This window comes from Peribacillus loiseleuriae (genome assembly GCF_001183985.1).
Taxonomy (GTDB): Bacteria; Bacillota; Bacilli; order Bacillales; family DSM-1321; genus Peribacillus; species Peribacillus loiseleuriae.
In genome coordinates this window covers 1570715-1583776 of sequence record NZ_LFZW01000001.1, presented here as the reverse complement: position 1 = coordinate 1583776, position 13062 = coordinate 1570715, and the positions used below count along the sequence as shown (strand labels likewise).

The following is a 13062-nucleotide window of genomic DNA, read 5'->3' as shown; positions in this document are numbered from 1 at the left end:
GCTTGCAAACGGCATGAACAAGATCTCATAATAATGCTAATGAGATTATTTCAGGATATCTTTATAGCACACGATTAAGCATGGTTCGTATTACAAAAGTTACTTTCTTCCAATTATTTCAACTTCTGTTTCAAGCTTAACTCCAAATATTTCGTATACAGTATTTTTTACATGTTGGATTAGAGCTAACACATCTTCTGCACTGCCCTCGCCTGTATTGACAATAAAATTCCCGTGCATTTCAGAAATTTTTGCTCCACCGATTACATGCCCTTTTAATCCAGCGTCCTGAACAAGCTGGCCAGCATATTGAGGCAGGGGATTTCGGAATATACTTCCTGCACACGGCTTATCATATGGCTGAGTTTCTTTTCTATAATTTTTATTGTTCTGCATTGCAGAAACAATTTCCTCCCGGTTTCCTGTCTTTAATTGAAAAACAGCAGCTAAAACAATGCCTGGCCGCTTTTTTTGAAGGGTTGACGTTCGATAGGAGAATTCCATTTCTTCTGCTGATAACCATTGTAGTGTTCCATCATCAAAAAGAATATATGCTTTTTTTAATACTTTAGAAATATCTGAGCCATGGGCACCAGCGTTCATATACACAGCACCACCTACTGAACCAGGTATTCCACTCGCAAATTCCAATCCAGAAAGCCCTTTTCTACTAATTTGGACAGACAGACTTACAAGCGAGAATCCTGCCCCTACTGTGATATCAGTACCTTCTATTTTTAAGGAATCTAATCCTTTACCTAATTTAATAACAGCACCTTTTATGCCCTGATCCGAGACAAGCAAATTTGATCCACGCCCAATTGCTCGCCACTCGATGTTATTTTCCTTTATGATTTCCATCGTTTTTTCTAGATTTTCAAGGGACGATGGCTCAATAAAAATATCTGCAGGACCGCCAACTTTCATTGTGGTATGGTTTGCAAGTGGCTCATTTTCACGTACCTTACCTACTTCCATTTGTTTTAATTTCTCTATTACTTCTTTCATCATAGTCCTCCTTCATATCAAGTTTTTTTCATTGTATGCTATATCGTTTGAACGGTTCGTTTTGAATTATCCGATCGCTTCTTTATAAAGTGAAACTTCAATCAGTGAGGGTTTTCTTCCCCCCCCACTGATTGTTAGTCACGTTCTAGAGTCACAGACCTAAGTACGCCGCGGCCTCATCTTCATCTATGTGACCCACCAACCATCCTGTTGGCCTCACTTTACCTCTGCGTAACTCTCGGTAAGTTTCACTGTATCTCACCAATCGGGCATTTACTTCAAAAAGCGAGGCGATTGCTATAAGGAACGTCTATTAAGATCGCTCACGTCCTGTGATAGTCCGACAAGCATAAGATGGAATGCGGCGTGGCGTAGTTTGCCACAGAATATTACAGCTTATGACCTCAGACTGGCTAGGGTCCGCAACTAGATTAGGTAGTTATCTCCCACTACGCTTCTTCAATTCCTCTAAGCCTTGAGGTCGGGGGACTGCCCGTTAATGCGGGATAAATTCTGATGAGACATCGTATATTATATGTATAGAAACGGTGGACATCAATTATCTTTTTTCACTAAATTTATCAGTAACTTTTTCTCAGATATAGAAAACAAAGCACTGTCAGCTTTTACCCTCTTATACTATAGTCTAAACACCCTTTCATTACCACAATAAACACTGGATTTTATTCAGAAACAACCTGGAAATATTTGAATTAAATAATGATTGTGCGAGCGCTATTTTCGAAATGATTCTAAAGACCCACGAAATAATTACAATCGCATCATAACTAGGACTTAATACACAAATCCAATAAGTTTATACGCTTTTAAACAGGAAATCAGAACCGTTTTTTTCGCGTAGTAGGAAGTGTTTGACCTAATGGTATTGCAGACAGATGATTGAATGTTGCACAACTATTTCTCAATATTTCTTTTCCTATATAATATAGAAAGCATAATACGTCATTATGATCCAAAATAGGAATTGCCCGTAGAAAGAGATTCCTCATTCTACGGGCAATTCCTATTTTGAAATATATTTAAATACGATAATACTACCGTCCATTCAAATGATCTATAGAAGGCATTGCATTGATTTTTAATACCTTGAATATCTGCTTATATTCAATAGCACCCCTATTGCTATTAACATCAGGGTTAAAGATGATCCGCCATAACTTAAAAATGGAAGTGTTATTCCAGTTACAGGCATTAGCCCTGTCACAACTCCAATATTAATCATCACCTGAATCGCTACCATTGCAATAATTCCGACTGCAACAAGGCTTCCATATAGATCTGGAGCTCCTAACGCAATCCGGACCCCTCTCCACAAAAGCAAAGCAAATAATAAAATCACTAATGTTCCACCTATAAACCCAAGTTCTTCTGAAATAATGGCAAAAATAAAATCGGTTTGCGGTTCAGGCAAGTAGAAAAACTTTTGTCGGCTTTGTCCAAGTCCAAGTCCAAACAATCCGCCAGGTCCGATTGCATAAAAGGATTGAATCATTTGAAAACCACTATTTTGTGGGTCTGCCCAAGGATCTAAAAAAGAGGTAATTCGCTTTATCCGATAAGGTGCTGAAGCAATGAGGGCCACGAAGCCAGCTACTCCAAGTAAACCAAGCCAAACAAAATGTACCACCCTTGCTCCCGAAACAAAGATCATAACAACACAAGTTCCCACCATGACTGTACCTGTCCCAAGATCAGGCTGTAACATAATTAGGCCAAAAGCTAAAAATACAATGCCCAACGAAGGCATTAATCCTTTCTTGAAAGAGGTAATGAACTTCTGCCGTTCTGATAAAAATTTCGCTAAAAATGCAATCATGGCTAATTTCATAAACTCTGATGGCTGAATAGAAAATGCACCAATACCAATCCAGCTTCGTGAACCATTTCGTTCTACACCTATACCAGGAACTAAAACAGCGAGCAGCAAGACAAAACAAACGATAATAATGAGTTTTGCCCATGTTCGCCATGTCCAATAATCAACATTCATGATGAAAAACATTGCGACGACCCCAACCCCAGCAAATAGAAGCTGTCGTTTTGCAAAGTAGAACGAGTCTCCGTCAAATTTGTAAGCAGCCCATATCGCACTAGCACTATACACCATGATTAAGCCAATCGCCAACAGACTTAAAGTAACAATAATTAAAATAAAATCCGGATTTGATTTTTTCAACGGCATTATCATACACCTCTAGTACGTATTAGAGCCTGTACGAGCCTTCTATTCTTATCATGCTAATTTAAAACAGCAGAATAAGCCAAAAAAAGTGATAAGTACGTTTCCCCCTTATTATTGGACTGTAATCTCCCAAATCAAGAACTATAGTAAAGAGATAATCCTCGTAAGAAAACTGCTCGTAAAAGCCAGTTTGGTAAGATACAGTAATCCTACCGAAGCTTAAGCAGAGGTTTAGTTCAATCAATCGGGTTCGTAGCGTTAGTCAAGATTCGCGACGCTAGAAAGAGATTAACCATCCGTTAGGCATAAACTATACTCCAGATAATAGAGGTTGTTCAAAAAATTCGGTAAAAAAGCTTGCAAATTGCATCAAAGCTCTGTCTCGCCGGTTCTCACGTATCACTCTATACGCGAAAGGTATGAGACAATCGCTCGCAGAACTTCTCGGCTCTTTTTATCCTCCTTTTTGAACACACACTAATAGGAGTTGTACGTTATCACTTTTTTAAAAGATGTCTTTCAATCAAGAGAAGCAGAAATTATTCTCCATTATGCAAGCTCAGTGTTCTAATAAGAAGCTCTTATTTCAGTTTATGCACAGCCTCCATAAACATGTCTCCTCTTACTTCGAAACTTTTGTACTGATCCCAGCTTGCACATGCAGGTGAAAGTAAGATGCAATCCCCTGCTTCAGAGATTTCATACGCTGCTGGTACGGCTTTCTCTACATTATCGACACGTTTTACAATAGATATTCCTGCTTCTCGTGCAACCCGTTCAATTTTCGCTGCTGCTTCACCGAATGTAATGACAGCTTTTACATGCTTTAAATATGGTTTTAATTCATCAAATTCATTGCCACGATCAAGGCCTCCAGCGAGTAAGACAACTGGATTGTCGAACGATGATAGTGCCATTGAAGCAGCTAAAATATTCGTTGCTTTAGAGTCATTGTAAAACATTCTTCCCTCAATCGTTGCTACATATTGGGTTCTATGTGTAACCCCTTGAAAGGTTGAAAGAACATGCTGGATTGCTTCGTTCTTGACATTTTTAAGTTTTACAGCTGCTACGGCCGCAAGTATATTTTCTAAATTATGCTTTCCAGGCAGACGAATATCCGAGACATTCACAACTCGCTCTTTGCGGAAGTATACAGCATTGTCTTCGATATACGCTCCATTTTCATGCTTGGTCGTAGTCGAAAATGGAACAAGCTCTGCCATAGAATTCTTTGCCATATTCATCGTTTCTTCTTGGTTCGCATTATAGATAAAATAATCACTGCCGATTTGATTTTTCATAACCGCCGCTTTCGCTTCAATGTACTCCTGTTTTGAATCATGGTAATCAAGGTGCGCATCATAAATATTTGTTACAACTGCGATTTCTGGCTTAAACATCTCAATCCCCATCAATTGGAAAGACGATAATTCAATCACAATCGTTTCATCGGATGTTGCATTTTCTGCCACTCCTGAAGCAACCGTTCCGATATTCCCAGCGATCAACGGCAACTTTCCATCTTCTTTGAGGATTTCAAAAATAAGCGTCGTAGTCGTTGTTTTTCCATTGGTTCCAGTTATCGCAACAAATGGCGCTTCACTTACTTGATAAGCCAATTCAACTTCTGTGATGACTGGAATACCTCTTTCAATTGCACCCTTAACAAGTGGATTTCGATAAGGTATCCCTGGATTTTTCACAATGAGTTCAAAGCCTTCATCAAGTAATTCAATCGGATGACTTCCACAAACAACTTTGATTCCTTGTTCCAGTAATCCTTGTGCTTCTGGATTCTCTGATAATGGCTTCATATCATTGACTGTAACAAAAGCACCTAATTTATGTAAAATGGATGCTGCGGTTACTCCACTTTTCGCTAATCCCAACACTAATATTTTTTTTCTTAAATAACTTGTTGTTTCCTTCATTTATAACCACACCTCTAAATAGATTCCTAAAATGGCAAATAATAAACCGACTGACCAAAATGTGACGACAACTCTCCACTCGGACCAGCCGACCAATTCATAATGGTGATGTAAAGGACTCATTTTAAAAATCCGTTTACCTGTCGTTTTAAAGGAGGCAACCTGTAAAATAACAGATAGTGTTTCAATGACGAATACCCCGCCTACAATGACCAAAAGTAGCTCTAGATTTGTTAATAGCGCAATGGTCGCAATAGCACCGCCTAATGCCAATGAACCGGTATCCCCCATAAATACTTTCGCAGGATGGGCATTGAATACGAGGAACCCAAGAACCGCTCCTACTACGGAAACAGAGAAAATCGCAACATCATATTGTGATTGGTTCCAAGCTAAAACAGCGAATGCACCAAACGCAATCGCAGATGTTCCTGAAACAAGCCCGTCCAAGCCATCTGTTAAATTAATAGCATTTGAAAAACCAACCAACCAGAAAATCACAATAATGAGATAGAACCAGCCTACATGTAACGCTAAGTCAGTTCCTGGAATAGAAATTTCAGGTACGAAAGCATCTGTCTTGCGATAGATTAGATAAAAAATGACGGATATAATAATTTGACCAACCAACTTCTGACGTGATGTCAAGCCAAGATTTCGTTTCATTACTACTTTTATGAAATCATCAAGAAAACCTAGAACGCCAAAACCAATCATAACAAACAACAATAAATAAATTTCTACAGATGGCTCAGAAAATTTAAATACCATTGTCAATGTTGTAATGGCTACAGCAAGCAAAATGACCAAACCGCCCATTGTCGGAGTTCCTGATTTCTTCTGATGTGATTTAGGTCCTTCTTCCCGAATGCTTTGTCCAAATTTGAGCCTACGTAAGAAGGGGATAAAAATCGGGGATAGGAGAACCGTAATTAAAAACCCTGTCAATATTGTATAAAAAATGACTTGTTCTAACATGAATCTATTCCCTCATTCCTAATGCAGCATTACAATTGATAAATTCCACTGCCGTTTTTTCATCCATTTCATGATATGTTCCAGATGTTTTATTCAGAATACTTATATTATTTTTTATAATAAACATTTTTCAAATATCCATCTCTTTCTGATTTTTTTATAGTGCGCATAATAAAAGCGCAAGCGCCTTAATCAACCTAAAGACTAACATAAGACAAGCAAACTGTATGGGGGGTTCTCCCCATTAGATTACTTGGCTTATGAGTAGAAGGATTTGGTTGCTTTAGCTAGACATCAAAACTAATTGAAAGAACATATACTTATACTCTTAAAAAATTCTATATTCCTAACTTAGAGCCTGCTTCATAGAAATAACCTCGAAATGGAAAATATTCTTTCTCTTTCAATGAGTTTTTCTCGAACATTGTGAACATCCTCTTATAGGTTTAAGGAAAGAAATACCACTCTTTTTTAAGTATACGCAAACTCTTCCTATTTACTTCCTATTTCGTAAAATTGCTTCTTTGGCAACCATTCTATCATCGAAGTCAAGCACTTGATCACCGATAATTTGATAGGTTTCATGCCCTTTTCCAGCAATTAAAATAACATCTCCACTTGTTGCCGCAGAGATTGCATATTCAATCGCTTCTTTACGGTCTTCGATGACCTGATAGTTCTTTTCGTGAACTCCCTCTTCCATATCTCGCAAAATTTGTGCTGGATTCTCGCTTCTAGGATTATCGGACGTGAAAATTGGGTCTGTCGCCCATTCTAATGCAATTTTTGCCATGATTGGGCGTTTCGTTTTATCACGATCCCCACCACAACCCACGATAACAAATATTTTCTTATGAGCAAATTCACGCACTGTTTTCAAGACATTTTCAAGACTGTCAGGCGTATGGGCATAATCGACGATCACCGTAAAATCCTGGCCTCCCTGGACAAGTTCAAAACGACCTGCCACTCCTTGAACAGATTCAAGTGATTGGATAATTGAATCAAGGTTTACCCCTGCACATAAAGAAGCCCCTATAGCAGCAAGTACATTATAGACACTGAATTTACCAATTAGCTGTAGGTTCACAGTTTGCTCTCGCCCGCCTGTTACTAATGTAAATTGAGTTCCACTAGAATGGATTGAAATATTCTTAGCCATAATATCTGCTTCTCGATCAATTCCATATGTAAGGATATGTGCAGCTGTTGCCTTGATGAAATCTTCTGTCGCCTCATCATCCGCATTCAACACCGCGTATTTCGGTCGATTATCTAGATAAGCATTGCCAAGCTGTGAGAAAAACAAGGATTTTGCAAACTTATATCGTTCCATCGTTCCATGAAAATCAAGATGATCTTGGGTAAGATTCGTAAATACTGCAATATCATAATCACAGCCATGAACCCTTCCAAGTTCCAATGCATGGGAGGATACTTCCATAATTGCCGTATCCACTTGAACTTGAGTCATCTGATGAAAAATTTGTTGTAGAGTAACACTATCTGGTGTCGTATTTTTTGTTTCAGCTTTTTTGTCGCCAATTTTCGTATACATCGTTCCGATTAAACCCGTTTCCACATGCTCATCTTGAAAGATTTTTTCAAGCAAATGACTCGTTGTTGTCTTGCCATTTGTTCCTGTTATACCAATCAGTTTAAGCTTTTGGGTGGGATGATTGTAAAAGGCATCCGCAACGACCGCCATAGCTCGTTTGGTATCACGAACGACAAAAACTGGAACTCCTACATTCATTGGTTTCTCAGCCAAAATAGCGGCTGCACCTAGGGCAACTGCTTTTTTTGCAAAGTCATGGCCATCCACTGTATAACCTTTCACACAAACAAATAAACTTCCCTTTTTTACTCGTCTTGTATCATGTTCAATGGAGGTTATTTCAGGATTTTCCCCTTCAAACACTGTCAAAGAATGTAAGGCTGAAAGTATCGCTTGAAGTCTCATTTTTCCATTCCTCTCTGCCTATTTAAAGGCATAATTATAAAGTAATGCAATCAATCTGTCGAGGTTAGGATTATTCCTTAAATACAACAGAAATGAATAATCCTTTCACTGCGTAAAAAAACCGCGGCTGAAATTAACCCAGCCGCTTGATTTGTTACTTTATTATTCTATACTTATTCTGAACTTTCGCCAAGATAAATTCTAATTGTTGACCCTTCTTTTACTTTCACACCCGCTTCTGGAGATTGTTTTACTACCATAGTCCCATCGCCGCTTATATCTAAGTTTACCTTGCCAATAAGTTGTGTTTGTAATTCTTTAGCTGTTAATCCTACTACGTCTGGTAATTCAACCATGACTGGATCGTCCCATTTCGTCTTCTTTTCAATTTGTGTATCACGAGGTTTCACATCCATTGTACGCAGTGCATCCTCCATAATATTTCCTACGATAGGGGCAGCTACTACTCCACCAAATTGAATCGTTCCTTTCGGATTATCGACTGCTACATAGACGACAATTTCAGGATGGTCCGCTGGTGCAAACCCGATGAATGAAACAATATAGTTATTTTCTAAATAACGTCCATTCTCCGCTTTTTGCGCAGTACCAGTCTTTCCACCAACCCGATATGAATCTACATATGCCCCAGTACCACTTCCTTTTGCTACAACAGTCTCAAGCGCCCCCCGAATTTTTGCCGAAGTTTCTTCCGAAATGACCTTCCTTTTTACTTGAGGCGATTTCCGCATGATTGTCTCACCTGTTTGTGAATCAACCATTTCTTTAGCGATGTAAGGTGTGTATAATGTACCGCCATTTACCGCTGCTGCTACAGCCGCTACTTGTTGAATCGGAGTGACTGAAACCCCTTGTCCAAATGCGGTAGTAGCCTGTTCAAGAGGCCCCACCTTATCTATGTCGAACAAGATTCCTGTTCCTTCACCTTGAAGATCGATTCCGGTCTTTGTCCCAAAACCAAAATCACTAATATATTGAAAAAGCTTATCTTTCCCAAGTCTCATTCCTAGCTCTACAAAACCTGGGTTACATGAATTTTGTACGACTTCCATAAACGTTTGCTCCCCGTGCCCACCTCTTTTCCAACAATGAAGCTTTGTTCCCGCCACTTCAATATATCCTGGATCATAAAACGAATCCTTCTCAAGATCTACCTTCCCTTCCTCCAATGCTGCAGCAAGAGTAATAATCTTGAACGTTGAACCAGGCTCATAAGAACTCCATACAGGGAGATTTCGGTTATAGACTTCACTTTTCACATTTTGGAAATTAGCAGGATCAAATGTCGGTCTGCTTGACATTGCTAGAATTTCCCCGTTGTTTGGGTTCATTGCAATGGCTATAATACCATCTGGATTATAAGTCGCTTCAGCTAGATCTAGCTCTCTTTCAATAATCGTTTGAATCCTGCTGTCTATTGTCAATTTCAGATTATCACCATTTACGGGTGCACTAAAATCATCCGCCATATTTTCCAACTTTTTTCCTTTTGCATCGGTGTATAATTTCACATACCCTTTTTCACCGCTTAATTCTTTATCATAGGAAAGCTCAATTCCCATTAATCCTTGATTATCAGCTCCAGTAAATCCGAGCACATGGGATAAGTATTCACCTAATGGATAATATCGCTTCGAATCTTCAGCAATGTATACCCCTTTTAAACCAAGAGCTTTAACTTCTTTTGCTTTTTCATGTGAGATTTTTCTTCCTTCGGGAATTCTTTCGCTCGAAGTATGTTTTGTAATTAGTTTATATGCTTTTTCTTTGTCCATGTCCAACACGGAAGCAAGCTGTTCTGCTGTCTCAGCCGGATTGACAACCTGCCTTGGAATGACATATACAGTCGGAGCCGAGATATTCGTTGCCAACGGGACACCATTTCGATCAAGTATTTGCCCTCGCATTGGTTCAAAAGTAATATTTCTGCTCCAAGAATCTTCAGCAAGTCCTGTTAATTTCTCTCCAAGATAAAATTGAACAATTCCTAATCGAATAACAATGATGGTAAAGACCGTAAGCCCAATAAGCAAGAAAATTGCCAACCGTTTTCTTACCGTTACATTTGAAACACGCACAAAAAGGCACCTCCATTTTCATCCTGCTTGTACAAGTTATATGTTGTTCGAGAAATAACTAGAACAAAATGAAGGCGATGGATTTAAGAATACGAGTTTTCATACAAAAACCGATTGACGTTAGAATACCAACAGTTACTATGAAGGATATACCATGTAGTACGGTACACTCACATAATCACAATGGTGGCGGTACGGAGCTGAAATTTCGGATGCTTTCTCGATCATATAAGTATACCGTTAAGTTAATTGACCTAATGAGTAAGTCGCGAAGACCCGTCTCATGCCCTTCTTCATACAAAAAAAAGAAAGGATGGGAAAATCCTCATCCTAACCCTTTAATCAACCACTTCGTCTTCTTTATCTTTAGGCTCCATTTCTTCTTGAACAATATCGCCAGGTTTTTTCAAGTTTACGAGGAAATAATCTGCTTCTTTCATAATGGTCCCTACTTTAAAATTTTGACTTTCGACATACCCGTTTCCTGCAGCATTTAATTTCAACTTCGCAATACTCGCCAGCTTCATGACGTCCCTTAAAGACCAACCAGTTAAATCTGGAGCAAGCATATCCCCTTCCGTTCGTATGATGATTTTTTCACCTTCTAATAAAACAGTTCCAGCTTTTGGCGCCTGATTAATAACCGTAGTACCTTTTCCAATCGTAACGACTTCGTATCCAGATTTCCCAAGATTTTCTACTGCGGATTTCACAGGTTGATTTGTATAATCGCTAATTTTCTCTGAGGTTTGATTTGGAATATGAGCTGGTTCAATATTTAAATATCGCAGGCTACTTTTCATAACTGGGTTAAAGATTTCGGCTACTGGGTCTGACCCTACTTCACCGGCCTTCAGTTTTGGTTTTTTTACCGCAACATACACAACCAGTTCCGGATCATCAAGCGGAGCCATTCCTAAGAAAGAAAAAATATAGTTTCCGCCACCTCTCGATATGCCGTCGCTTGTACTAAATTGAGCAGTCCCCGTTTTTCCAGCTACTTCATAGCCGTCAATTTTGTATTTCTTTCCTGTCCCGTGCTCTGCTGTAAGGACCGTTCCTAAATACTCGCGTACCTTTTTCGCAGTTTCTGCTGATATTGGCTGTCCTGCCATAGTTGGGGTGGTCTTTTGAATAGTTTTGTTCGTACTTGGGTCAGTCAGTTTTTTAATCACATAAGGTTTCATCATCTTTCCATTATTAGCTATAGCAGACGCCGCTTGAATTTGTTGAATGGCCGTTATCGAAGAAGCTTGTCCAACAGAAGTCATTGCTTTATCACGTTTATATTTGTACTGAATCGTACCAGTTTTTTCAAAAGGTAAATCAATTCCAGTAAGACGGTCTAAACCAAACTTTGTAAGATAATCTCGAAGTTTATCTTCCCCAAGATGATCCATCGCAAACGTAACCACTCCGACATTAGAGGAACGTTGAATTCCTTCAAGAAAGGTCATCTTTTCCCCGCTAGGCATTCCGCTATGGTCATTAATAGGTTTAGTTCCTTTAATTTTGTAACTTCCTGAAACAAAGGTGTCATTAGGGTTAAATGCCCCTTCCTCAACAGCTGCCGCTAAGGTAAATATCTTCATCGTTGAACCAGGTTCATAAGGCTCCTCGATCGCTAGGTTTCTCCACGTATCTGTCAGTCCTTCTTTCGTTTTTGGATGAAAGGTCGGCCTTTGACCCATCGCTAAAATTTCACCTGTTTTCGGGTTGGACACGATTGCAATGATTTGTTCTGGGTCATACTTTTCCTGTACTTTAGACATCGAATCCTCTAAAAAAGTCTGGATCTTTTTATCAATTGTTAAAGTAACATTTGTACCATTTACTGGCGCTATTACATTTTCTTTGCTATCAGGCAATGAGAATCCCCATTTATCACCATCAAACGTTAGCTTTCCATCTGTTTCCTTTAATTCTTTGTTTAAGAATTTTTCAATCCCCATCTTACCAATCATTTCATTTGTTTTTTCATCTTTTTCAACATAGCCAATTAAATGGGAGGCAAAGACTCCATTTGGATAAAATCGTTTATTTTCTCGGCTAAATGCAATTCCAGGGAGCTTCAATTTTTCAATGTTTGATTTAACCTCGTAGGAAATATCCTTGCCAGCATTTCCGAATTCCACTTGTTTCTTATCTTTGATAAGTAGAGTATATATATGCGCTTCATCCATATCAATTACTTTAGCTAATTCTTTGGCAGTTCGTTTCGGATCAGCCACATAATTAGGTTTCATCTTTTTGTCCAATACGGCAAATAAGGTGTATGAGGCTGTATCTTCTGCAATGACTTCACCATTTGTATCTAGAATGCTGCCTCTCTTCGCTTCAAGCACCCGTTGTTTCTCATATTTTTTTTCAATTTTTGCTGCTAGAACTTCTCCACCAGCCTGCCCTGTAGCTTCAATGTAGAAAAAACGGGCAATTAACGCAAAAAAGAGCAGCCCGAATACTACGAATAAAAACGCTGCTCCAAGCTTCATATTTTTTTGCTTCAATTGCATTATTCCTGCACAACCTTTACGTTATTTTCGTTGAGCATTAAACCTAAGTCGGCTGCTTTTTTCCAAATCCTTTCATAGGTGCTTAATTCACTGACTTGCTCTTTTAAATCTACATTCAACCGTGTCTGCTCTTCAATAGAATGATTTGTCATTTGAATTGATTTATTCGTTTTATAAATCTCTGCCTGATTGGAAATAACCCTCGTCCCTAGAAAAGCAATGAAAATAGCCAGAACACAGATTAATCCCATTTCACCAAAGGATATTTTCGCTTTACGGATAATGACGGTTTGTACAGATTTTTGTTGTTCCTGAATCTGTTGTTCTTGAATTTTTTTCGCAACTGAGCTCATTTTGATTCCCC

General features: G+C 38.8%; 8 protein-coding genes. All 8 read right to left on the bottom strand.

From position 1 onward, the window contains the following. Positions 1-99 precede the first annotated feature (99 nt). The 8 genes from murB to ftsL all read right to left on the bottom strand — a co-directional run bounded on the left by murB (position 100) and on the right by ftsL (position 13051). The gene (murB, locus tag AC625_RS07280) at positions 100-1008 is read right to left on the bottom strand and encodes a UDP-N-acetylmuramate dehydrogenase (protein ID WP_049680689.1); all 909 of its coding nucleotides are present in this window, start codon (positions 1006-1008) and stop codon (positions 100-102) included. 1099 nt (positions 1009-2107) lie between these two features. Continuing rightward, positions 2108-3211, bottom strand: coding sequence for a stage V sporulation protein E (spoVE, locus tag AC625_RS07275; protein ID WP_049680688.1), 1104 nt, complete (start codon positions 3209-3211; stop codon positions 2108-2110). A 581-nt stretch (positions 3212-3792) separates the two neighbouring features. Further along, positions 3793-5145, bottom strand: coding sequence for a UDP-N-acetylmuramoyl-L-alanine--D-glutamate ligase (gene murD / locus AC625_RS07270; RefSeq protein WP_049680687.1), 1353 nt, complete (start codon positions 5143-5145; stop codon positions 3793-3795). Beyond that, a complete protein-coding gene (mraY, locus tag AC625_RS07265; protein ID WP_049680686.1) occupies positions 5146-6123 on the bottom strand; it encodes a phospho-N-acetylmuramoyl-pentapeptide-transferase in 978 nt (325 codons plus the stop codon). It abuts the gene before it with no gap. A 496-nt stretch (positions 6124-6619) separates the two neighbouring features. Next, the gene (locus AC625_RS07260) at positions 6620-8086 is read right to left on the bottom strand and encodes a UDP-N-acetylmuramoyl-L-alanyl-D-glutamate--2,6-diaminopimelate ligase (protein ID WP_049680685.1); all 1467 of its coding nucleotides are present in this window, start codon (positions 8084-8086) and stop codon (positions 6620-6622) included. A gap of 173 nt (positions 8087-8259) precedes the next feature. Next, a complete protein-coding gene (locus tag AC625_RS07255; RefSeq protein ID WP_049680684.1) occupies positions 8260-10185 on the bottom strand; it encodes a stage V sporulation protein D in 1926 nt (641 codons plus the stop codon). A gap of 338 nt (positions 10186-10523) precedes the next feature. Further along, positions 10524-12698, bottom strand: a complete 2175-nt coding sequence (locus AC625_RS07250; RefSeq protein ID WP_049680683.1) for a penicillin-binding protein — start codon at positions 12696-12698, stop codon at positions 10524-10526. Beyond that, positions 12698-13051: a cell division protein FtsL gene (gene ftsL, locus AC625_RS07245; RefSeq protein WP_049680682.1), complete on the bottom strand. Its 354-nt coding sequence runs from the start codon at positions 13049-13051 to the stop codon at positions 12698-12700. The genes AC625_RS07250 and ftsL overlap by 1 nt, the downstream gene beginning before the upstream one ends. Positions 13052-13062 lie beyond the last annotated feature (11 nt).